Raw genomic sequence first — 23,118 nt, 5'->3', positions numbered from 1 at the left:
CAATAGTTTGGAAGATAAAATCGAACTCTATCTTTGATAATGACAGAGCAATTGAGCATCAAAATCTATAAGAGCTATTTTCTTTTTTTATTAGCCTTAATCATCTTTACGCCCCTTATCATATTATCGCTGACCCTTAATATTTCAATATGATAATGATCAATAACCAGGCAAGAGTCAGGGGGTGGAATATACCCTAAATGCTCAATAATCAGGCCACTTAAGGTTCTTGGACCGATTAAAGGCAGGCTCCAGCCCATCATGCGGTTTAAATGGCGAATAGTTATGCTGGCATCAACTATGACCGACCCATCTTGCTGAGGGGTGATATCACGACTCAGATCAGCGATATCTGTTGTGAATTCCCCTACTATTTCTTCAAGAATATCTTCCATAGTTACAAGCCCAAGAATATCGCCATATTCATCCACAACAAAGCAACTTCTTCTTTTCATTTTCCTGAAATTAAGGATTTGTGTATTTAATGGGGTAGCCTCTGGAATAAAATAGGGAACTTCAGCACTATTTAACAAGTTTTCCATATCAAGCTTATTTTCTAATGCTAAATTTAAAATATTTCTTACGTGGATCATCCCTACCAAATGATCAATAGAACCATGATAAATTGGTAATCTTGTATGTTGTGCTGTTTCCAATTGATCTAAAAGTTCTATCCAGGGTAAATCCAAATCAATCCCAACAATATCGGCTTTGGGAACCATGATGTCTTCAACAGTTGCTTGTTCGAGATCCAATAGACTAATCAACATACTTTTATGCTCTACCGGCATTAATCCCCCCGCCTCATGAACCACTGATCGCAACTCTTCACAAGTTAGCATCTCCTTTTGCATGCGTTTTACCGATATATTAAATATTCTTAAGATACCATTGGAAATCAAACTGATTAAATGCACCAAAGGAGAAAAAATCCATTGTAAAATGCTCAACGGTAATGAGGATGCAAAAGCTACTTGTTGAGGGTAAATAGCCGCGAGAGTTTTCGGAGTCATTTCTGCAAAAACCAGGATCAATATGGTCAACAAGGCAGTTGCTATAGCCACCCCTGCATTCCCATAAAACCGCTGTCCGATTAAAGTGGCGAGAGTTGATGCCACTATATTTGCCAAAGTATTCCCAATTAAAACCACACTTAGTAGCTTATCAGGCCGAGCCAGCATGGAATTAACCCGAATGGCTTGCTTATCATTGCTTTTTACCAAGTGTCGCAATTTATATCTATTGATAGACATCATGCCAATTTCGGAACCTGAAAAAAAAGCAGACAAGCAAATTAGGAAAAACAATAAAACCAATAAAGTAGAAACAGGAAGTTGCACTGAATATCCTTATACTTTTAAGAATGACAAATTATACAATAGAACGTGCTGTTTTGTAGTAGGGGCTGAGATGATGCCGCTATTATAGCTAAAGATGTCAGGTTGGTGCTGAGCAATGCCCAACACCTGACATAGTTCAAGTCACTGTTTTACTTTTTTGTGTGATTATAACGGTTAATACTGGATGTTATTTCCTCTCGAGCTGCATCTGGGCCTACCCAGCCCTCGACCTTAACCCATTTACCTTCTTCCAAGTCTTTATAGTGCTTAAAAAAATGTTCGATAGATAACAATAAATGCTGAGGGATATCTTGATAAGTTTGCATGGATTGATACATTTTACTTAGTTTGGTTGTTGGAACAGCCAAAATCTTTGCATCAACTCCGGATTCATCTGTCATCTTTAACATGCCAACAGCTCGACATGAAATAACAGCCCCACTGATCAAAGGGACAGGAGTTATTACCAACACATCCACAGGATCCCCATCTTCTGAAAGAGTATTCGGAATATAACCATAATTCGTCGGATAAAACATTGCTGTCGTCATAAATCGATCTACAAATAAAGCACCAGTTTTTTTATCAACCTCATACTTGACAGGCTCTCCGTGCATAGGGATTTCTATGATTACATTCACTTCATTTGGAACATCACGACCGCTCTGAATTTCCATTAAACTCATTTACGCACCCTTAATAATAAATAAAAGTAATATTATGCGAAAAATCGCATCAAAAGGCAAAGACAAGCGTTCGCAATATAATAAATGAAATGTATAATAGCATTTTGAATCTAAAACATCGGATGACCTATGAATTGTTTGTTTTGCAAAATTGCACAGGGTGAAATTCCTGCAACAGTAGTTTTTGAAGACAAAAATATTTTGGCATTTCGCGATATTAGACCTCAAGCTCCAACACATTTATTGATTATACCCAAAAAGCATATTGCAACTATCAATGATGTGAACGATGATGATAGCGAACTTCTTGCTAGTATTCTAATAAGAGCAAAAAAATTAGCGCAGGCCGAAGGACTAAGTGAAATGGGTTATCGATTGGTTTTTAATGTTAATTCTGGTGGCGGGCAGGAAGTTTACCACATTCATTTACATTTACTTGGCGGGCGTCAAATGACTTGGCCGCCAGGTTAGGAATTCTTGCTATGGAAAAATTATACTCAAATTTGCTTAAAGAATTAGGTGAAGATATAAATCGGGAAGGATTAAAGGATACTCCTGGACGAGCAGCTAATGCCTTACGTTATTTAACTAAAGGTTACAATGAGAACCTTGACGAAATCATTAACGGTGCTCTGTTTGATTCAGACATGAGTGAAATGGTTATCGTCAAGGACATAGAACTGTACTCATTATGCGAACATCACTTATTGCCTTTTTTGGGTAAATGCCATGTTGGATATCTACCTGATGGTAAAGTAATAGGCTTATCTAAAATTGCTCGTATTGTTGATTTTTATGCGAGGAGACTACAAATTCAAGAACGGCTGACGGGCGAAATTGCTCATTGTATTGAATCCACCACCGGAGCTCGCGGTGTTGCCGTAGTGATTGAAGCAAAACATCTTTGCATGATGATGCGTGGAGTTGAAAAACAAAATTCTGTCATGACAACTTCAGTTATGCTCGGTGAAATGCGTAACAATTCGAGTTGCCGTTTGGAATTCTTAAATTTAATTCGTTAATACTGATATGAAATAGGTAGGGGCTTTATCCCCGCCTATAATACAAATAATTTCTCCATTTACTGCTGATAGCCAACCCGATATATTACATTAGCATAATCGTCAGAGATTAATAGTGACCCATCTGGCATAACGAGCGTATCGACAGGTCTTCCCCATGCTTTTTCCCCTGTAACCACCCGCTGATAAATGGTTTAACCTCAGTTACGTGATCATTCTTAATTTTTACTATAGTAATTTGATACCCTATCTTATGACTACGATTCCAGGAACCGTGCTCACTAATAAAAATTTGTCCCCAATAATTGGAAGGGAACAATTTGCCTGTATAAAATGACATACCAAGAGGAGCAACATGCGCTGGGAATTCAAAAACAGCCGGAGTAAACTCGGAACAAGAATGGGTTTTGCCATAAACAGGATCTGCTGTACTTTTACCATAGCAATAAGGAAAACCAAAATCCATGCCTTTTCTCGGAGCTACATTGAGCTCATCTGGAGGTAAGTCATCACCTAGCCAGTCACGCCCATTGTCTGTAAACCAGAGATTATGATGAAAGGGATCCCAATCAAACCCCACTGTATTACGTATTCCTTTGGCATAGATCTCGAGATCTAGCCCATCGGCATTCATTCTCATAATAGTGGCATAGCGCGTATCCTCCATTAAGCAAACATTGCAAGGGGCGCCAATTCCTATATAAAGCTTATCATCTGGTCCAAAACTAATAAAACGCCAGCCATGAGCTTTTTCCTTCGGTAATTTTGTAGTAACCACAACTGGTTCAGGAGGATTATTCAGATTTGATTCAATATTATCAAAGCGTAAAATGCACCCAATCTCGGCGACATAAAGTGCGCCTTTATGAAAGGCAACACCATTTGGCATATTCAATCCAGAAGCTATGGTTAAAACTCGAGTACCATGAGAGTTTTTTTTATCTGGAATAACAGCATACACTTTCCCGGCACTTCTTGAACCTACAAAAACTATGTCTTTACTGCCCAGTGCCATTTCTCGAGCATCAGAAACAGGGGCTGCATAAATACTTACTGAAAATCCGGGCTGGTACTTTAGGAGATGTAATGGTAAATCCTGACCTAAACTAGCAGAGCTTATCAATACAAGAAAAAAAGAGAATAGCTTCATGCTTAAACTCTACTTTAGTAGCTTATAATTTATGCGGTTATATACACCAATTGCAAGCACTCAGTTAAAACTCGCGAAAAGCTCATGCCTTCCACGAGTTTATAATAAATAGAACTTGAAATGCTACTATCTTATTATTCCTCTTCTTCAGAGATTTTGTTGCCTGAATTAATTTCTTCAGATTGCTCTTCCATTGTAAGAAACGTAGCAGATACAGAGGCGTCTTCGACCTCTTTGGCTTCAGCTTGCGGCTTATCCTTCCATTCCAGTTTCACTCGCCCTTGCTTATCTATCCCAGCAACAAAGACCTCAATTTCCTGACCTTCCTGCAACACCTCCTCCACCTTTTGTGTTCTGTCGGCACATATTTGTGAAATATGCAGTAAGCCATCTTTACCGGGCAGTAAATTGATAAAAGCTCCAAAGTCAACTATCTTGCTTACTTTCCCTTGATAAGTCTGACCTACTTCAATTTCAGCAATTAAAGCTTTAATTTGTTTTTGCGCCTCTTCCAGAGCCATCTTATCCGGAGAAAATAATTGGATAACCCCAGAGTCATCAATATCTATAGATACGCCAGTACTTTCAATAAGCCCTTTAATTGTTGCCCCACCTTTGCCAATAATTGTGCGAATTTTATCTTCAGCAACTTTCATGGTTGTGATTCTTGGAGCGTGCTGAGATAACTCGGTTCTATGCTCTGCAAGGGCATTGTTCATAACACCAAGAATATGGGTACGACCTTCCAATGCTTGCTCCAGAGCCCGCTCCATAATTTCATTGGTAATACCGGAAATCTTGATATCCATCTGCAAAGCTGTAATCCCTTTTTCTGTACCAGCTACTTTAAAGTCCATATCACCTAAATGATCCTCATCACCCAATATGTCTGTTAATACAGCATAACGATCACCTTCCTTGATTAAGCCCATGGCCACACCAGCGACTGGTGCTTTTAAAGGTACCCCAGCATCCATCAATGCCAGACTTGTTCCACAAACAGTAGCCATAGAACTGGAGCCATTGGATTCAGTAATCTCAGATACAATACGTAGCACATAAGGAAACTCATTAGTATCAGGCAGTACAGCCATTAAAGCGCGCTTGGCTAAACGGCCATGCCCAATTTCACGCCGTTTAGGACTACCCACTTGCCCTGTTTCGCCTACAGAGTAAGGAGGGAAATTATAATGAAGCATAAATCGATCTCTGCTTTCGCCACTAATTCCGTCTAATATCTGTGCATCACGTTCATTACCCAAAGTGGCAACAACAATAGCTTGAGTTTCTCCTCTGGTAAACAAACAGGAACCATGAGTTCTTTCCAAGAATTTGGTACGAATAGAAATAGGCCTAACTGTTCTGTGATCACGACCATCGATGCGAGGTTCGCCATCAAGAATACGATTACGTACTATAGAACGTTCTAACTCACCAAACATATTGGCAATAACATCTGCATTTAATTCATCATTTTCAGCCAGCAGAGCAGAAATAGTTTGCTCTCTTAACTCGTCTAATCGCTGGTAGCGCTGTTGTTTGTCTTTAATAAGATAAGCGGCTTCAACTTCATTCCTTGCTACGTCATTGACTCTAGCTTTTAGTACTGTATCAATTTCAGGAGCTTTCCACTCAGTTTTGCTCTTACCCACTTCTCTGGCAAGTTCTTCTATTGATTTTATAACACTTTTCATCATTTCATGGCCATATAACATAGCACCACGCACGATGTCTTCACTTAATTCCTGCGCTTCTGATTCCACCATCAAAATGGCATCTTTTGTGCCCGCAATAACCAAATCAAGCTTGGATTCTTCTTGTTCTTTTCTACTTGGATTGAGCAGATAAACGCCATCTTTATAGCCTACTCGAGCAGCGCCTATAGGGCCATTAAATGGAACACCAGAAATTGAAAGTGCGGCGGAGGCTCCAATCATAGCGATAATATCAGGAGATACCTCGGGATTTAAGGACAGAACAGTAGCAATTATCTGTACTTCGTTAAAAAAATTATCCGGGAATAATGGCCGGATCGGTCTATCTATTAGCCGAGAAATTAATGTTTCATTATCAGATGGTCGTCCTTCGCGTTTGTTAAAGCCACCAGGAATTTTACCTATGGCATAGAATTTTTCTTGATAATTCACTGTTAATGGGAAAAAATCATTACTTTCACCACCATCCTTTTTCCAAACTACAGTCACTAGCACTTGTGTACCATTCATACTTGCCATTACGGCACCATCAGCCTGTCGTGCTACTTCACCTGTCTCCAAGATTAATTTATGGTTACCGAATACTATTTCTTTTGTAATTTTTGCCACGTAATGTTCCCCATTAAGTAAATATAAGAAAAAAAAGGCGCAGAACGCTGCGCCTTTTATTCTAAAACTGATTTATTATTTGATGCGTCCCCATAGAGACAATAATCCCATCAATCAATAGGAATCTCTCAATCCCAGATTTTGGATTAATGTTTGATAGCGAGCTTGATCATTACGCTTCAAATATTTTAGTAACTTGCGGCGCTTGTTAACCAATTCTTGCAAGCCACGTCTCGAATGGAAATCTTTTTTATTTTCTTTAAAATGGTCAGTTAAATATTTAATGCGACCGGTAATTAAAGAAACTTGCACTTCAGGTGAACCAGTATCTTTATCACCGCGTTTGTATTCATTAATAATTTCTGCTTTTTCCGCGCTATTTAGCGACATTATTTACTCCTGGAACTCAGCTAAGTATTCTTTTAAAGGCAAACATTCTACCAAGGCATGTCAAATGAAACAAGTAGTGGATATAAATTTGTGTAAAAAATTTTATGCTTATTACAAAGTAGGCAGCAATTCTTACAAAAATTGTCATTACAACGCAAAAGAAACCAACCTTTTTGCTTTAATATCACCATGAGTTAAAGCTTGGCCAATGCCAATAAATTCGGATTGCTCGCCATAAAGACGCAAATCTTCTCCTTCACCAGCATCAGTTTTATTCGAAATCACCTTGCCCTGGCGAATTGCAATTACTTCAGAACCTGAAAGAATTACTGGTGTTAAATGCTGAGTGGCCTGATCAATAGGGATTAAGCAAGCAAGTCTTTTTGATAAAGGCATATCCTGTAATTCATCGAGAGTGTACATTCGATTATTTTCAAACCCTGCAGTGTAGAGCCTATGCAATTTTGTCATATGAGCTCCTGCCTTCAACGTATCACCAATATCTTCCACCAAATTACGTATATAGGTTCCTTTGCTGCATGATACTGTTAATGTAAAACATTCACCATCAAATTGTTCCAACTTCAATTGGCTGATTACTATATCCCTTGCCTTACGTTCTATCTCTATCCCTTCTCTTGCAAGTCGATACAAAGGAGTCCCCTTGTGCTTTAAAGCAGAAAACATGGATGGAATTTGCTTGATTCTACCCTTATATTTTTCAAGCGTTGCAATCATTTCCTCATGGCTAACAGTATAATTTTCAATGCAAAATATCACTTCACCAGTACAATCAGCAGTATTTGTCTTACTACCTAGCCTACCAATTGTTTCATAGCTTTTATCCGCATTAAGGAGATACTGGCATATTTTAGTCGCTTCTCCAAAGCATAGAGGTAACATGCCGGTTGCTAAAGGATCCAAGCTGCCTGTGTGCCCAGCTTTTTTAGCACCAAACAAATGTTTGGCTTTCTGAAGAGCAGCGTTAGAGGTCATTCCTTGTGGTTTATTTAATAGCAGGATTCCATCTATGGAACACTGAGATTCAATTGTTGTCATCACTATTTGAATCAGGGGTATTTACTTCATCGATTAATCGGCTTAACCGCTGTCCATACTCAATCGATTCATCATAAATAAAATGAAGCTGCGGCACAGTGCGTAGAGTAATACTTCTTGCCAGAGCGCTCCTCAAATAACTGGCTGCACCATTTAATATATTGGTCACCACCGATTTATCTTCATTAAGAACAGTAAAATAAATTTTGGCGTGACCTAAATCCGCAGCCACTTTAACTGCGGAAATGGTAACAAAACCCTTCAAGCGCGGATCTTTTATTTCCTGGGGAATGATCAAAGCTAATTTGCGCTGAATCATCTCAGCAATTCTGTCAGTTCGCTTAAAATTATTACTCATTTCTATAAGTCACGCTTAATTTCGACTGTCTCAAAAACCTCGATTAAATCTCCAGGCTTCACATCGTTGTAGTTTTTTACGCCGATACCGCATTCAAAGCCTTGTCTTACTTCTAATACGTCATCTTTAAATCGCCTTAATGACTCTAAAGTACCTTCATAAATCACTACATTTGAACGCAATACACGTATTGGATTATTACGCTTGACAACGCCTTCAATGACCATGCATCCAGCAATAGCACCAATTTTTGGTGACTTGAATACATCTCGAACTTCAGCAATACCAATAATTTCTTCTTTAAATTGTGGCGCAAGCATGCCTGTCAAAGCACCCTTGATCTGGTCGACTATATCATAAATAACACTATAATAATGAATCGATACAGATTCTTGTTCAGCAAGACGCTTCGCTGTGCCATCCGCTCTTACATTAAATCCGATTAAAATGGCATTGGAAGCGATAGCCAAATGGACATCAGACTCTGTTATTCCACCTACACCACTAGATATCACCTCGACCTTGACTTCATCTGTTGATAATTTTGTCAATGCATCAGAAATTGCTTCGAGTGATCCTTGAACATCCGCTTTCAAGACAATGTTCAAGACTTTGGATTCAGTAGCCGTCATATTTTCCATAATTCCTTCTATTGAGGTTTTTTGACGTCTAGCCAATTTCACATCACGGAATCTGCCCTGTCTAAACAAAGCAACTTCTCTGGCCTTTTTCTCATCGGGCACAACGACCGCTTCGTCTCCTGCATGCGGAATAGCCGATAGCCCAAGTACTTCGACTGGAATGGATGGGCCAGCGCTATCAACCAAATCTCCATTGTCGCTAACCAAGGCACGCACACGCCCATACTGAAAGCCAGCAAGTAAAATATCACCTTTATGTAAGGTTCCGCTTTGAACTAAAACCGTTGCAACGGGACCTCGCCCTTTATCCAGACGTGATTCAATGACAACTCCTTTTGCAGCACCATCAGTCACTGCTTTTAGCTCTAATACTTCTGATTGCAATAAAATAGCATCCAGCAAATCATCTATGCCCATACCCGATTTGGCCGAAATATTAACAAACATGGTATCTCCACCCCAAGCCTCAGGAATAACTTCTTGAACGGAGAGTTCATTCATAACTCGCTCTGGATCAGCGTCGGGTTTATCCATTTTATTAATTGCAACAATAATTGGAACCTTAGCGGCCTTTGCATGCTGTATCGCTTCAATTGTCTGAGGCTTAACACCATCATCAGCTGCCACGATCAGAATAACTATATCAGTTGCTTGGGCACCACGAGCTCTCATCGCGGTAAACGCGGCATGTCCAGGCGTATCTAAAAAAGTAATGTTACCTTTTGGCGTACTGACATGGTAAGCACCTATGTGTTGTGTAATGCCTCCAGCTTCACCTGCTGCAACCTTGGTTCGACGAATGTAATCCAGTAAAGAGGTTTTACCATGGTCAACATGTCCCATAATCGTAACAACCGGGGCTCTTCCTTCTGTTTTTGTGCCTTTGGAAATTGCCTCGCCTAAACCGGTTTCAACAGCATCCTCTTTGATAATTAACGGTTTATGTCCCATTTCCTCTACAACGATTACAGACGTTTCTTGATCAATGACCTGATTAATTGTTGCCATCGCTCCTAAAGACATCATTACTTTAATCACTTCAGCAGCTTTTACTGACATCCGTTTTGCCAGTTCGGCGACTGTGATTGTCTCGGGTATCAATACTTCTCTGACTATTGGAGCAGTAGGTAACGCAAAACCATGCGTTAATGTTTCTTCAGCTTCTCTGTATTTATCCGATTTTTCAGTTCCTTTTTTCTTTTTAAATTTACTTCGACCACCACGACGATGAAGGTCTTGTTCCTCCTCATCATGTTCAAAAGTATGATATTTAGGCTTTTTCTTACCCTTTTTAAATTCAGAAATATCAGAATCAGTTTGCTCCAGATGTTTCTTTTTACTTACTTTCTCTGGTTTAACTTCTTCCTTCTTGGAAACAGGAATGGTTTCCTCGACAACATCCACAAGATTTTCTATTACATCAGTGTTTGCATGGGTTAACTCATCCTGATTCTCTGCTGTGCTTTCCTCTAAATTGATTTTTTCATCTTCTTTTACTGTTTCATCGAACTCTGTTACAGGTTCAACAACCGGATGCTCCTCTGTCTCTTTCAATTCGGGAGTTTCTGCAGACACGTCACTAACTACAGTGATTTCTTCATTGACGGGCTCTTCAACAACAGGTGGAACTACGGGTTCTTCTATCTCTGCTTGCTCAGGAATTGCGCTTCTCTTGATGAAAGTTTTTTTCTTTCTAACCTCAATATTAACTGTTTTGCCACTATGCATATCATGCCCAACAGTGACTTGAGACATGCTTTTACGCCTTAAAGTTATTCTTTCAGGCGCAGCACTAATATCACGATTAGAGCTACCTTTTAAATGATTAAGCAAGATCCTCTTTTGTTCTTCATTCACAGTCTGTTGATCATCAGTAAAAGATAACCCTGCTTCCTGTAACTGGTTCAATAAGCGCTCAACCGGGATACCAACGACTTGAGCTAATTGTTTAACCGTCACATCCGCCATATTTAATCCCCTCTCAGCAACTTTTTATAAAGCTGAATATATTTAAAATGCATCTAGCATCGTATTGGTCAATTTCGATAACCATAATTTATTGAAACCATGGTTCTCTTGCTTTCATAATTAAAGCACCTGCTTTTTCTTCACTAATGCCTTCTATTTCCATTAATTCATCTACAGATTGCTCTGCAAGATCTTCCATTGTTGTAATTCCTTTACTTGCTAATTTATTTGCCAAATCCTCTGTCATGCCTTCCATATTGATAAGGGAATCATCTGGAGTACCAGATAATCCTTTGCCCGATGACAGTGCCATCTCCAATAACTTGTCATTTGCCCTGTTTCTTAACTCTTCAACTATCTCTTCATCAAATTCTTCAATAGCCAGCAGCTCTTCCTTCGGAACATAAGCCACTTCTTCGAGAGAAGAAAATCCATGAGCTACCAATAATGTCGCTATTTCCTCATCGATTTCTAGCGCGCTGGTAAACAGATTAACTATTTTACTTGATTCCTCTTGATTTTTGCTTTCAAACTCTTCCGTTGTCATGACATTCAATGTCCAACCAGTTAATTGGCTGGCCAAACGAACATTTTGTCCGTTTCGACCAATTGCCTGCGATAGTTGTTCTTTCGCAACAGCTAAATCCATAGTATGAGTATCTTCATCCACAACGATGGATGTAATATCAGCTGGAGCCATAGCATTTATGACTAATTGGGCAGGGTTATCATCCCATAGAATGATATCAACTCGCTCACCGCCTAATTCGCTGGAAACCGCCTGTACCCTTGCTCCACGCATACCAACGCAAGCACCGATGGGGTCAATACGCCCATCATTGGTTTTAACAGCAATTTTGGCTCTATTTCCCGGATCGCGCGCTGCGGCTTTGATATCTATTATATTTTCACCAATTTCCGGAACTTCAATACGGAATAATTCAATGAGCATTTCATTTCGAGTTCTGCTTACGAACAATTGTGGTCCTCTCGCCTGTGGCGTGATTTCATACAGATATGCTCGAACTCTGTCATTAGGACGAAACATTTCATGAGGCAACATTTCAGAGCGAGGCAAGAAAGCCTCTGCTTTACCACCTAAATCAATAATTACATTGTCACGAGTTACTTTTTTAACGGTTCCATAGATTAGCTGCCCAAGTTTGCTACGGAATTGGTCTATGATCAATTCACGTTCAGCTTCTCTGACTTTTTGCATAATAACTTGTCGCGCTGTTTGCGCTTCAATTCTTCCAAATTCTATGGAAGGAATAATTTCTTCAATTCGGTCACCAACAGCAGCCGAGGGCTTTCGCTCTTTTGCTTGTTCCAAGGACAGTTGGCGGTCCGGAAACTCTAATTCTTCTTCATTCACTACATCCCAGTATCTAAAGGTTTCATAGTCACCAGTTTTAGAATCTATTTTGATACGCACACCTATATCTAAACCAAGAATCTTTCGAGTTGCAGATTCCAGTGCAGCCTGAATGGCAAGTATAATGACGTCTTTACTAACGCCTCTTTCGTTTGATAATGCCTCAGCAACTAATAACAATTCTTTGCTCATTGTTCGCCTCTCTAGACTGTCAAATTTGCTTTCACAATATTTGATAAAAGTATTTCTTGATGTTCATTATTAATATCCAATACTATTGTATCTTCTGATGCTGAAACAATAATACCTGATAATTTTCGCTTCCCATTGACTGGCTTAAAAGTTTTTACATGAATTTCATAACCAAGGTAACGCTGATATTGCCAGATACTAAACAAGGGCCGAGGTATCCCAGGAGATGATATTTCCAAACTATAATGCCCTGGAATAGGGTCTTCAACATCAAGCATAGCACTGACTTGCTTACTCACTTCCTGACAGTCATCGATTCCTATTCCATCTGGTTTGTCTATATAAATTCTTAATAACGAGTGTTTCCCTTGGGAAAGATATTCACAGCCCCAAAGTTCATAACCCATATTTTTGATTATAGGCTCTAATAGCACTATCAAGTCATCATTTATCATAGTATGTATAAACAAAAAAAGGGCGCACTCGCCCAAGCCTGGTAACTGACTTAGATTTAGACAGTATCCTAGTCAACATAATAAAAAACCCCAAAAATGGGGTTTTATAAAATTGGTAGCGGGGGCAGGATTTGAACCTACGACCTTCGGGTTATGAGCCCGACGAGCTACCAGGCTGCTCCACCCCGCGTCAACTGAGGGCAAGTATACTGATACTTGGGTCCCTAAGCAAGTACTTTTGTTAAAGTTTATTAATTAATTTGCAAATGCATTAATACAGGCTGCAATTAAAGCGCCTGGGAAAATACCTAAATATAGTAAGGAGAGGCAATTAAGTGAATAAACTATGGTATTGCCTGTACCAATTCTTACTATATCTTCATTTTCAGGTTGATCAAAATACATAATTTTAACAATTCGCAAATAATAATAGGCACCTATAACCGTAAATAACAAACCTACAACAGCTAACCAAGTCATATGAATATCTACTAATGCCTTCAATACCAATAATTTTGTAAAGAAGCCAACTGTTGGCGGTACGCCAGCCATTGAGAACATGACTAACAGCATCATAAACGCCAGCCACGGGTTTCTTTTATTCAAGCCTTTTAAATCATCAATACTATCAATTTCCATTCCATGATTTGACATCAATACAACTAAACCAAAAGCAGCCGCTGACATTACAGCATAGACTAAAATATAATACAGTGCTGCGGCATAGCCAGCAGAGCTGGCGGCTAAAACACCAAATAAGGCATATCCTATATGAGAAATTGCAGAATAAGCTAACAAGCGTTTGATTCTGGTTTGAATCACTGCTAACAAATTACCTATGCCGGTAGAAAGGAGAGCCATTACTAAAATAATTTGCTGCCATTGCATGGTGATGTCGACTAATCCAATAGTCAAAAAACGCAGTGCCATCCCCAGTGCAGCAATCTTGGGTGCTGTACTAATAAAAAGTGTTACAGAGCTTGGTGCCCCTTGATATACGTCTGGAGCCCACATATGGAAAGGGACTGCAGCCAGTTTGAATCCTACGCCGGCAAGTATAAATACCATTGCAAAAGCAAAAAGAGTATTTTGTTGCTGCCAATTGACAGCCACCGCATTAGCAACATCTAATAAATCAAGTTTTCCTGTTGCCCCATACACCAGGGATATTCCATACAACAGCATACCAGAAGCAATAGCACCCATAACAAAATATTTCATTGCTGCTTCGGACGCATCACTATCAGTACGGCGGATAGCGGTCATTGCATAGAGCGGCAATGACATTAACTCCAAACCTAGATAAAGGGACAGCAGCGAGTGTGCTGAAACAAGAATCATCATACCTAGTGTTGAAAACAGTCCCAGAACATAATAATCACCTGTAGGCATTTGCCGTTCATCCAGATAGTTTTGGGAATAGACAAAACTTAATAAAACCGTGATATCAATAAACAGTTTCATTAAATGACTTATATCATCACTTATAAATAATTTGTTGAATATAAGTAACTTATAGCTTCCTATAAATACAAAGCTTACTGCTGCAGAAACTATAATTCCTACACAAGATATGTAAAATGCAATTGATTTTAATTTATGACGAAAGAACAAATCAGAAAGCAACGCCAAACACGCGGTTATTAAAATAATCATTTCTGGTATTGCCACATGGATATTTTCTAGTAATGTCATCATATTTAACCTTGCTAAGGAACTTGATTGCAATTTAAGCCTATCGCAGTTCTTTGTTAGAGTTTAGATTTATCAGCCAATGCCAAAGTATGACTTACAGTTTGATGCACAAACTCTAACATGGGTTTGGGATACACTCCTAGAGCAATGACCATTATTGCAAGCAATACATAAGCACTTAATTCAAAACCTGATATATCTTTTAAGGCAGCAACCTTTTTATTAGCTACAGGACCAAAAATAACTCTTTTGTACATCCATAGCGTATATGCTGCTCCAATAATCAATGTAGTTGCAGCCCAAAATGCAACCCAAAAACCAGCCTTTATGCTACCTAATATCACCATAAACTCACCAACAAATCCGGATGTTCCTGGCAAGCCGGCATTCGCCATAGCAAAAAGCATAAAAAAAGAAGCAAATATAGGCATGGTATTTACTATTCCACCAAAATCGGCGAGCTGTCTTGTATGCATACGATCATATATAAAACCTACACCTGCAAACATTGCACTTGAGACAAAAGCATGCGATATCATAACGACAATTGCACCCTCAAGAATTAAACCGGCATTGCTTAGTCCCCCATGACGAGCAATTGCAAATATAGCGAAACAGCCTAGAGTTACAAAACCCATATGTGAAATTGAAGAATATGCAATCAATTTTTTCATATCCTTCTGAATAATGGCAATGAGTCCTATATAAACTACTGCGATCAAAGATAAGGCAACCATCAGAGGAGCATACTTGCTGCAAGCATCAGGGACTATTGGTAAAGAAAAACGGATAAATCCATAAGCACCCAGTTTTAGCAAAATTGCTGCTAAAACGACTGAACCACCAGCAGGAGCTTCAGTATGCGCATCTGGCAACCAGGTATGGACTGGAAACATCGGTATTTTTATTGCAAAACCTAAGAAAAAGGCAATAAAAATCAATGTTTGTGCAGTCATGCCTAATTTGATAGCATAAAAGGTTTCGATCTTAAATGAACCTGCAATGTAACCCATGTACAGGAAACTGGCCAGCATAAGAACTGATCCTAAAAAAGTATATAGGAAAAATTTTATTGCCGCATATACTCTATTATCAGAACCCCAAATACCTATAATCAGATACATTGGAATTAAGGTTGCTTCCCAGAAAATATAAAAAACTATGGCATCCATGGCAGAAAATATACCAACCAGAAGCCCTTGCATAATTAAAAACGCTGATAAATATTGGGAAACTTTTTTACTAATGCTATCCCAAGTAGCCAAAATCACTATTAAATTAGTAAAAATGGATAAAACAATTAACAGTAAAGATAACCCATCAATACCAAGAGTATAATTAATACCCAGTGCCGGCATCCAGGGGATTTCCTCTATAAACTGCATTCCAAAAGATTGCAGATCAAATCCTTTAACTAAAGGTATGCAGAGCACTAAACAGAGGACTATGGTGAATAATGTTAAATAACGCGATACATTTGGATTTTTATCATCCCCAGTCAGCAAAACAAAAACGCCACCTAATATCGGTAACCAAATTAATAAATTGAGCAAATAATGCATACCTTCACCTTATCTTCAGTCCAGGATTAACCAGCATAAAAAGGCCAGTAATCCAAACACCATTACTGTCGCATAATGATAGATGTACCCACTTTGTATCTTTCGCCCTTTCCCAGAAAACCAGCGAACCAGGCGTCCACTACCATTGACAACTGCACCATCGATTAGCTTCTGATCACCAATCTTATAAAAAGCAATGCCTAATCCCCTAGCTCCTTTCACAAAGAACAGCTCGTTAAAGCGATCAAACCCGTATTTATTAAGTAAAATAGAGTAAATAATTGAAAAATACCTGGCTAAATAACCGGGAATAGATGGAGTCGCAATATAACAAACCCAGGCAATAACTGCTCCGAGTACTGTAATCCAAAATGGCAAGGAATAAATCGCGTGAACAGCACTTGCAAATGGCGAACTTACTTCATGAGCAAGTTCTGCTAAAACATTATGCTCAGGTAAAACAAAAATTGATGAGCCTAAGAGGGTTGGTGTATCAAATAGAATAGGCATGTAAAGCACATAGCCTAAAATTATTGATGGGATAGCGAGCAATACTAGTGGTAACCATACTACCCATGGAGATTCATGAATATGACTTAATGTATGTTCATCCATGCGCGGCTTGCCATGAAATGTCATGAACAAGGATCTGAAAGTATATAATGCTGTAACCATAGCGCCTGCTGTTACACAAAAATAAGCATAACTGCTGCCGGGTATCAGGGAAAGCTGCGCTGCTTCAATAATGGTATCTTTTGAATAAAAGCCAGCAAAAGGAGGAAATGCACACAGTGCCAAACTGCCTATGACATAGGTTACATAGGTAATCGGCATTTTATTCCATAAGCCACCCATTTTCCGCATATCCTGTTCATGGTGCATGCCAATAATGACTGAACCAGCACCAAGAAACAATAGCGCTTTAAAGCAAGCATGTGTCAATAAGTGAAACATCCCGGCACTATAGGCTGAGGCCCCCATTGCGACCATCATATATCCAAGTTGTGATAAAGTAGAATAGGCCACCACTCGTTTGATGTCGTTCATAACCAAAGCCAGTATTCCTGTAAACAATGCTCCTGTAGCCCCGATTACTAATACTGTGCTAAGCGCAGCTGTAGACAATTCAATTAAAGGTGAGATACGAGCTATCATGAAAACACCCGCTGTCACCATTGTCGCCGCATGGATTAGCGCTGAAATAGGGGTTGGACCCTCCATTGACTCAGGTAACCAAACGTGAAGTGGCACCTGGGCTGATTTGCCCATGGCGCCAACAAAAAGCAGCAGGCAAATAACTGTAATCAGGGACCAGGAGTAGCCGCTAAATAACTCTATATTCTGGCTTGCCAAATAATTTGCGCTGGTAAATACTTTCTCATAATCAAGGCTTCCAGCATAAGCAAAAATTAAACCTATTCCTAATACAAATCCAAAATCTCCTACACGGTTTACAAGAAATGCTTTCAGGCTGCCTTCTATTGCAGATTCCTTTTGATACCAAAATCCGATTAATAAATAAGAAACAAGCCCAACCCCTTCCCAGCCAAAAAATAATTGCAGAAAGTTGTTTGCGCTAACTAACATGAGCATCATGAATGTAAATAAGGAGATATAACTAAAAAACCGCTGATATCCATCATCATCTGCCATGTACCCAATACTGTAGACATGGACTAGTAAAGAAACAAAATTAACTATAACCAGCATGACAACACTTAGAGGGTCTATTAAAAAGCCAATATTAAATTCGTAGGGAATTAGCGCCCCCCCGCTAGCCCAGTGATAAACAAGGCTATTTGTGTTTGGGATCGAGCCAGAAAATAGGCCCCACGCAAGAAAAATTGAACATACTAAGGAAATAGCTACGCCTAAAATAGTTACAGTATGAGCTCCGACTCGTCCAATCTGGTTTCTAAAAAATCCTGCTATAGCAGAACCAACAAGGGGAGTCAAAACGATTACTAAGCAGACTTGTTGAATACTCACGATTTTAACCTTTTAAATGATTCATTTTATCAACATCAATATTGCCTCTATTTCTATAAAGCAACATGACTATGGCCAAACCTATTGCTGCTTCAGCGGCAGCTACAGTTAAAATGAAAAAGACAAATACCTGTCCGCCTACTTCATTGTAGTAATGAGAAAATGCAATGAAATTGGTATTCACAGCCAAGAGCATCAACTCAACACAAACTAGTAATAAGATGATATTTTTACGATTGAGCATAATACCGACCAGGCTCAAGCCGAATAAAATCACTCCTAATACTAAATAATCATAAACAGGTATCATAAAGAATTCCCCAATAACTATTTCTCTGACTTCATACTTATCAACTTCACTCGTTCTGCCCTTCGAGTCATAATTTGCTGAGTGATATCTTGTCGTTTTGACCTGATAGCGCCCCTATGCACCAAGGTAATTGCAGACACAATAGCTACCAGCAAAATGACTGCAGCTATTTCAAAGGCAAGAATATAATCTGTATAAAGAACCATTCCTAACTTTTCTGTATTCGATGTAGCGTTTTCAGGTGGAACCAGCTCATCTTGAGTAGATAAGTCCATTAATTGTGAGCTAACACTCAAAGGCTTTTCTTGAATTTGCACACTGTTCTTAAATAAATCTTTAGGGATAGCTATCATTAATAAGCCAGTCAACAAGGCAACTATAATTAATCCAAATGGTAGATATTTTATTAAATGACTTTTCATGCTTTCGATGTCTATGTTTAACATCATGACGACAAACAGAAATAAAGTCATGACAGCGCCAACATATACCAGGATAAGGATTAATGCTAAAAATTCAGCCTCTGCTAAAACCCATAAAACCGCACTCGTAAAAAAAGTGAGCACTAAAAACAAAACGCAACGAACTGGATTGTTTTGGCTTATTACCATTAGTGCCGACAATACGGTCAATAATGCAAAGATGTAAAAAATTGCTTGGATTACCCATTCATGCATAAATCACCCCATCAACGGTATTTTTCATCAGCAGCTCTGTCTGCTGCGAGTTGTGTTTCCATCAAATCGCCTACTGCTAAAAGCTTCTCTTTTGTCATAATATTTTGACCACGTTCGCTGATATGGTAGTGATGAATTGGAGTGACAACGATCGAATCAACAGGGCAAGATTCTTCACATAATCCACAATTAATGCATTTAAACATATCAATATCATACCGAGTCGTACGGCGTGATCCATCTTCTCTTTGCTCTGATTCAATTGTAATAGCCAATGCAGGACAAACTGCTTCACATAATTTACATGCAATGCACCGCTCCTCACCATTGGGATAACGGCGTAATGCCAAAAGTCCCCTGAATCTTGGAGAAAGTGGCGTTTGTTCTTCAGGAAACTGAACTGTTATTTTTTTCCTGAAAAAATACTTTACTGTTAGCCATAAACCGGCTAATAGCTCTAACAGTAAGTAGGTACGAACATAGTGAATTATATAATGATATACTTTTTTCATCGGCTTCTCTTCTAACCGTCAAAACCATGGCTTGACATGAGCAACCACCATGAGGGAGGTTACTATTAACCAAACTATAGTCACAGGGATAAGTACCTTCCAGCCTAAACGCATAAGCTGGTCATAACGATATCGGGGGAAAGTAGCCCTTACCCACAAATACACAAAAAGGAAGAAACTAATTTTCAGAATTAACCAAACAAATCCGGGTACTACAAAAAAGATTTGATCCAGGAACGTAATGCCTTCAAAAGGTGACAGCCATCCGCCCATGAATAAAATAGCCATAAATGTTGAAATCAAAATCATACTGGCGTATTCAGAGAGAAAGAATAAGGCGAACCCTATACCAGAATATTCTACATGGAAACCAGCAACAATTTCTGATTCACCTTCTGCCAAGTCAAAAGGAGCTCTGTTAGTTTCTGCAATACCGGCGATCCAGAAAACCAAGAATAGGGGAAGTAAGGGAATAAACCACCAATGCAGCATTCCGCCTTTTTGAGAGTTAACGATATCAGTCAAGTTCATGCTTCCAGCAGCCAGGAGTACCCCGACAAGAGCAAATCCCATTGCAATTTCGTAAGAGACTGTTTGGGCAGTACTACGCAGCGCCCCAAACATGGCATATTTGGAATTCGATGCCCACCCTGCAATAAGAACACCATATACACCCAAAGAACTCATGGCAAATAAGTATAAGACCCCTGCGTTAATATTTGCCAGAACAACACCTTCCTGAAAAGGGATTACCGCCCAACCGACCAAGGAAGGGACTAAAGCAAAAAGTGGAGCAATAACAAAAAGGTATTTATTTGAACGAGTGGGAACTATGATTTCTTTAGTAATTAATTTCAGTAAATCAGCAAATGGCTGCAGCAAGCCCTTTAAACCAACCCTGTTCGGGCCGATGCGCACTTGAATATAGCCAATCACTTTACGCTCCGCATAGGTTAGGTAGGCCACTGAAAGCAGTAAAGGGACAACTATCACAAGAATTTTAATAATAATCCAAATTAGTATGCCAATAGTATGAAGCATTTTTTTACCTTTCTAGCGCTTTATTGTTATTGCAGCAAACGAGTGACCGAGGTCAACTGTTTCTGGCATTGCATTTGCCACCCACACAACATCAACCGCAATGCGCTCATCACGTTTTAGCGGCAATGTTATCTCAATATCTCCTTGAGATACAGTAGCAGTTTCTTCTAATTTCAATCTATCTGCAGTTGATGGATGAATTCTTATACAGGCAGATTCAGATGCTGCACATAATTGTAACTCTTTTGCATTTCTAGTAATAGCATCTATTCGATAAAGAGGCCATTCTCCAACTCTTACCAGTGATTGATTAATGACAGGCAATGACTCAGGATAATAAGGTTCGTATTCATGCTCCATTGTCATCGATACTGCATCTTTAACCTCCTCCAAGATGTCCTCTGTTGAGGTATAATCAAATTTTTTACAGTGCAACAAATTACCCAAAACACGAAGCACCTTCCAGGCTGGCCGGGATTCTCCAAGTGGCAGCATGGCCCCTTTCACTGTTTGCCAGGTATTATCGATGTTTATGTATGTGCCAGATGTTTCAGCATAAGGGGCAATCGGTAAAATAACATCTGCATAATCATGCATGGATCCATGCTCATAAGCTGATAAGAGTACAACAAACTCTGCAGCTAACATTGATTGCCTTGCCCCGGCTGGATTTGCAAAATCATAGCCTGGTTCAACGCCCATGAGTAAATAACCTTTTAACTTGGAATTTAACGCTTCTTGTACATTAAAACCTGGCTCTGCAATTGATTTCCCAGCAACTGTTCTATGCGGCAGCATACCTGCAATACATGCGCCGGCGCTGTTTGCTCCAGTCGTTAATCTGACTAATTTGGCTCCGCTCAGCTTTTGAACAATAGCAACCAAAGTTCGCAGTAAGGAAGCTTCTGGATGATTTTCAACTATTGCTCCTGTTATCAAACAGGCTTTCTCTTCTTTTAATGATTTTGCTATTTGTTTGGTTTGTTTATCTACTTCCAAACCTATTAACAATTTTTGAACTTCTGCTGGAAGCGATGCTAACTCGGATGTAAGCGCTAAAGCTAATTTAGCTAATTGCATCGGCATTTCCAAAGGAGAAATAATGACTCGTCCGGACAAATCAAAATGATAATCAAAATCTACCGGATTAAGGGCATAAATTTTTGCGCCATTGCGAAAAGCTTTTCTTACCCTTGTTCCTGCCAACGGTACTTCTCTATGAACATTGCATCCTATTAACAGAATTGAATGCTGATGATCTATCTCTGCGTAAGGCAAAGTGCTTACTGGCGTAGTAGGTAAAAATGCCTGATCTCTAAAATCAATTTGTTGTAACCGGTGATCTAGATTTTGAACACCTAGCTCTCTCATTAATTTTTGTAGTAAATACAGTTCTTCCAAGGTAGAAGAACTGGAGGCAAAAGCGGCCATTTGCTCTGGGCCATGTTGTTTGATAACTCGGCTTATCCCTTCTGCCGCAAACTTAAGTGCGGTTTCCCAATCAACCGCTTCCCATTGGCCATTTTTTTTGATTTGTGGTTTGCTCGCCCTTGAAGCCGCATTTAATCCCAAATAGCTAAATCTGTCTCTGTCTGAAAGCCAGGTTTCGTTGATCGATTCGTTTTCCCTGGGAACTACACGCATTAATTTATTATTTCTTGTATGAATATGAACATTTGACCCCAAGCAATCATGAGGAGCAACACTGTCGTGTTGAGTCAATTCCCATGCCCGGGCTTTAAAACGATAAGGCTTGGAAGTTAAAGCACCAACAGGGCACAAGTCTATGATATTCCCTGAAACTTCCGATGTCATACTGTGTTCTACATAAGTACCAATCTGCGTCTTTTCGCCACGGCCGGTAGCTCCCAGCTCTCTTACCCCTGCAATTTCCTCGCCGAAGCGTACACAGCGTGTACAATGAATACAACGTGTCATTTCAGTAGATATTAGTGTTCCTAAATTCTCATCGTCTACTGCACGCTTGCTTTCTGTATACTCTGATTTATCAGCGCCAAAACCCATAGAAATATCTTGAAGCTCACATTCTCCACCCTGATCACAGATAGGGCAATCCAAAGGATGATTAATCAAGAGGAATTCCATCACTACCTTTTGGGAGTGTATAGCCTGCTCTGACTTTGTAAATACTTTCATCCCATTGGTTATAGGTGTAGCACAAGCAGGAACCGGTTTTCTCCCATTTTCCACTTCGACCAAACACATACGGCAATTAGCTGCCACAGATAATTTTTTATGATAGCAAAAGCGTGGAATATAGATGCCAGCCTCATCAGCAACCTCTATAATCATTTTACCATTTTCTGCTTCAAATGTTTTACCGTCGATTTCAATAGTAGCCATGGTCTAAC

At 39.4% G+C, this 23,118-nt stretch carries 20 protein-coding genes and 1 tRNA gene; 2 read left to right on the top strand and 19 right to left on the bottom strand.

The window, feature by feature from the left end; all coding sequences use genetic code 11:
- Window positions 1-74: 74 nt before the first annotated feature.
- Window positions 75-1,340 (bottom strand): HlyC/CorC family transporter, encoded by a 1,266-nt coding sequence (locus OQI99_RS13340; protein WP_265732135.1) that lies wholly within the window; start codon window positions 1,338-1,340, stop codon window positions 75-77.
- 149 nt (window positions 1,341-1,489) lie between these two features.
- Window positions 1,490-2,026 carry an inorganic diphosphatase gene (ppa, locus tag OQI99_RS13335; protein ID WP_010948454.1) on the bottom strand — a complete coding sequence of 179 codons (537 nt, stop codon included), beginning with the start codon at window positions 2,024-2,026 and terminating at the stop codon, window positions 1,490-1,492.
- A gap of 129 nt (window positions 2,027-2,155) precedes the next feature.
- Here ppa and OQI99_RS13330 point away from each other — a divergent pair, with 129 nt between their 5' ends.
- Together OQI99_RS13330 and folE are read left to right on the top strand one after the other, a co-directional pair.
- Window positions 2,156-2,497 (top strand): histidine triad nucleotide-binding protein, encoded by a 342-nt coding sequence (locus OQI99_RS13330; RefSeq protein ID WP_061514339.1) that lies wholly within the window; start codon window positions 2,156-2,158, stop codon window positions 2,495-2,497.
- 11 nt (window positions 2,498-2,508) lie between these two features.
- A complete protein-coding gene (gene folE / locus OQI99_RS13325; RefSeq protein ID WP_011216616.1) occupies window positions 2,509-3,048 on the top strand; it encodes a GTP cyclohydrolase I FolE in 540 nt (179 codons plus the stop codon).
- A gap of 109 nt (window positions 3,049-3,157) precedes the next feature.
- Here the strand turns inward: folE and OQI99_RS13320 are convergent, their stop codons facing one another.
- The 17 genes from OQI99_RS13320 to nuoG form a co-directional block, all read right to left on the bottom strand.
- Complete coding sequence (locus OQI99_RS13320; RefSeq protein WP_265732134.1) at window positions 3,158-4,198, bottom strand: PQQ-dependent sugar dehydrogenase; 1,041 nt, start codon at window positions 4,196-4,198, stop codon at window positions 3,158-3,160.
- 134 nt (window positions 4,199-4,332) lie between these two features.
- On the bottom strand, window positions 4,333-6,522 hold the full coding sequence (gene pnp / locus OQI99_RS13315; protein WP_061514337.1) for a polyribonucleotide nucleotidyltransferase: 2,190 nt from the start codon (window positions 6,520-6,522) through the stop codon (window positions 4,333-4,335).
- 114 nt (window positions 6,523-6,636) lie between these two features.
- Window positions 6,637-6,912, bottom strand: a complete 276-nt coding sequence (gene rpsO, locus OQI99_RS13310; protein WP_015961800.1) for a 30S ribosomal protein S15 — start codon at window positions 6,910-6,912, stop codon at window positions 6,637-6,639.
- A 147-nt stretch (window positions 6,913-7,059) separates the two neighbouring features.
- Window positions 7,060-7,971, bottom strand: coding sequence for a tRNA pseudouridine(55) synthase TruB (gene truB, locus OQI99_RS13305; protein ID WP_265732133.1), 912 nt, complete (start codon window positions 7,969-7,971; stop codon window positions 7,060-7,062).
- Window positions 7,958-8,329, bottom strand: coding sequence for a 30S ribosome-binding factor RbfA (gene rbfA, locus OQI99_RS13300; RefSeq protein ID WP_061514335.1), 372 nt, complete (start codon window positions 8,327-8,329; stop codon window positions 7,958-7,960). Before rbfA ends, truB begins: the two co-directional genes overlap by 14 nt.
- 2 nt (window positions 8,330-8,331) lie before the next feature.
- Complete coding sequence (infB, locus tag OQI99_RS13295; protein WP_061514334.1) at window positions 8,332-10,938, bottom strand: translation initiation factor IF-2; 2,607 nt, start codon at window positions 10,936-10,938, stop codon at window positions 8,332-8,334.
- 88 nt (window positions 10,939-11,026) lie between these two features.
- Window positions 11,027-12,505: a transcription termination factor NusA gene (nusA, locus tag OQI99_RS13290; RefSeq protein WP_061514333.1), complete on the bottom strand. Its 1,479-nt coding sequence runs from the start codon at window positions 12,503-12,505 to the stop codon at window positions 11,027-11,029.
- Between the two features lie 11 nt (window positions 12,506-12,516).
- Complete coding sequence (gene rimP / locus OQI99_RS13285) at window positions 12,517-12,960, bottom strand: ribosome maturation factor RimP (protein ID WP_010948464.1); 444 nt, start codon at window positions 12,958-12,960, stop codon at window positions 12,517-12,519.
- A gap of 113 nt (window positions 12,961-13,073) precedes the next feature.
- A tRNA-Met gene (locus tag OQI99_RS13280) sits at window positions 13,074-13,150 on the bottom strand.
- Between the two features lie 65 nt (window positions 13,151-13,215).
- The gene (nuoN, locus tag OQI99_RS13275) at window positions 13,216-14,658 is read right to left on the bottom strand and encodes an NADH-quinone oxidoreductase subunit NuoN (protein ID WP_061514332.1); all 1,443 of its coding nucleotides are present in this window, start codon (window positions 14,656-14,658) and stop codon (window positions 13,216-13,218) included.
- Between the two features lie 53 nt (window positions 14,659-14,711).
- A complete protein-coding gene (locus OQI99_RS13270) occupies window positions 14,712-16,217 on the bottom strand; it encodes a complex I subunit 4 family protein (protein WP_061514331.1) in 1,506 nt (501 codons plus the stop codon).
- Window positions 16,218-16,232: 15 nt separating this feature from the next.
- Window positions 16,233-18,206, bottom strand: coding sequence for an NADH-quinone oxidoreductase subunit L (gene nuoL, locus OQI99_RS13265; RefSeq protein WP_265732132.1), 1,974 nt, complete (start codon window positions 18,204-18,206; stop codon window positions 16,233-16,235).
- 4 nt (window positions 18,207-18,210) lie between these two features.
- Window positions 18,211-18,516, bottom strand: a complete 306-nt coding sequence (gene nuoK / locus OQI99_RS13260; protein WP_010948468.1) for an NADH-quinone oxidoreductase subunit NuoK — start codon at window positions 18,514-18,516, stop codon at window positions 18,211-18,213.
- 17 nt (window positions 18,517-18,533) lie between these two features.
- Window positions 18,534-19,193 carry an NADH-quinone oxidoreductase subunit J gene (locus tag OQI99_RS13255; RefSeq protein WP_061514329.1) on the bottom strand — a complete coding sequence of 220 codons (660 nt, stop codon included), beginning with the start codon at window positions 19,191-19,193 and terminating at the stop codon, window positions 18,534-18,536.
- A gap of 11 nt (window positions 19,194-19,204) precedes the next feature.
- Window positions 19,205-19,705, bottom strand: a complete 501-nt coding sequence (gene nuoI / locus OQI99_RS13250) for an NADH-quinone oxidoreductase subunit NuoI (RefSeq protein ID WP_011947670.1) — start codon at window positions 19,703-19,705, stop codon at window positions 19,205-19,207.
- 18 nt (window positions 19,706-19,723) lie between these two features.
- The gene (nuoH, locus tag OQI99_RS13245) at window positions 19,724-20,746 is read right to left on the bottom strand and encodes an NADH-quinone oxidoreductase subunit NuoH (protein WP_061514328.1); all 1,023 of its coding nucleotides are present in this window, start codon (window positions 20,744-20,746) and stop codon (window positions 19,724-19,726) included.
- A 12-nt stretch (window positions 20,747-20,758) separates the two neighbouring features.
- Window positions 20,759-23,110: an NADH-quinone oxidoreductase subunit NuoG gene (nuoG, locus tag OQI99_RS13240; RefSeq protein WP_061514327.1), complete on the bottom strand. Its 2,352-nt coding sequence runs from the start codon at window positions 23,108-23,110 to the stop codon at window positions 20,759-20,761.
- Between the last annotated feature and the right edge of the window lie 8 nt (window positions 23,111-23,118).

The organism is Legionella sp. PATHC039 (assembly GCF_026191275.1).
GTDB lineage: Bacteria > Pseudomonadota > Gammaproteobacteria > Legionellales > Legionellaceae > Legionella > Legionella pneumophila.
Note: the sequence above shows the minus strand (reverse complement) of the source record. Positions and strands in the feature narration are given on the sequence as shown.

Bases quoted from the DNA above. Each gene is read 5' to 3' on its own strand.
- OQI99_RS13270 (WP_061514331.1), bottom strand. From the start codon at position 16,217: ATGCATTATTTGCTCAATTTATTAATTTGGTTACCGATATTAGGTGGC.
- folE (WP_011216616.1), top strand. From the start codon at position 2,509: ATGGAAAAATTATACTCAAATTTGCTTAAAGAATTAGGTGAAGATATA.
- truB (WP_265732133.1), bottom strand. From the start codon at position 7,971: ATGACAACAATTGAATCTCAGTGTTCCATAGATGGAATCCTGCTATTA.
- OQI99_RS13255 (WP_061514329.1), bottom strand. From the start codon at position 19,193: ATGCATGAATGGGTAATCCAAGCAATTTTTTACATCTTTGCATTATTG.
- rpsO (WP_015961800.1), bottom strand. From the start codon at position 6,912: ATGTCGCTAAATAGCGCGGAAAAAGCAGAAATTATTAATGAATACAAA.
- nuoI (WP_011947670.1), bottom strand. From the start codon at position 19,705: ATGAAAAAAGTATATCATTATATAATTCACTATGTTCGTACCTACTTA.
- nuoG (WP_061514327.1), bottom strand. From the start codon at position 23,110: ATGGCTACTATTGAAATCGACGGTAAAACATTTGAAGCAGAAAATGGT.
- OQI99_RS13320 (WP_265732134.1), bottom strand. From the start codon at position 4,198: ATGAAGCTATTCTCTTTTTTTCTTGTATTGATAAGCTCTGCTAGTTTA.
- nusA (WP_061514333.1), bottom strand. From the start codon at position 12,505: ATGAGCAAAGAATTGTTATTAGTTGCTGAGGCATTATCAAACGAAAGA.
- rbfA (WP_061514335.1), bottom strand. From the start codon at position 8,329: ATGAGTAATAATTTTAAGCGAACTGACAGAATTGCTGAGATGATTCAG.
- nuoK (WP_010948468.1), bottom strand. From the start codon at position 18,516: ATGATACCTGTTTATGATTATTTAGTATTAGGAGTGATTTTATTCGGC.
- nuoN (WP_061514332.1), bottom strand. From the start codon at position 14,658: ATGATGACATTACTAGAAAATATCCATGTGGCAATACCAGAAATGATT.
- OQI99_RS13330 (WP_061514339.1), top strand. From the start codon at position 2,156: ATGAATTGTTTGTTTTGCAAAATTGCACAGGGTGAAATTCCTGCAACA.
- infB (WP_061514334.1), bottom strand. From the start codon at position 10,938: ATGGCGGATGTGACGGTTAAACAATTAGCTCAAGTCGTTGGTATCCCG.
- ppa (WP_010948454.1), bottom strand. From the start codon at position 2,026: ATGAGTTTAATGGAAATTCAGAGCGGTCGTGATGTTCCAAATGAAGTG.
- nuoH (WP_061514328.1), bottom strand. From the start codon at position 20,746: ATGCTTCATACTATTGGCATACTAATTTGGATTATTATTAAAATTCTT.
- rimP (WP_010948464.1), bottom strand. From the start codon at position 12,960: ATGATAAATGATGACTTGATAGTGCTATTAGAGCCTATAATCAAAAAT.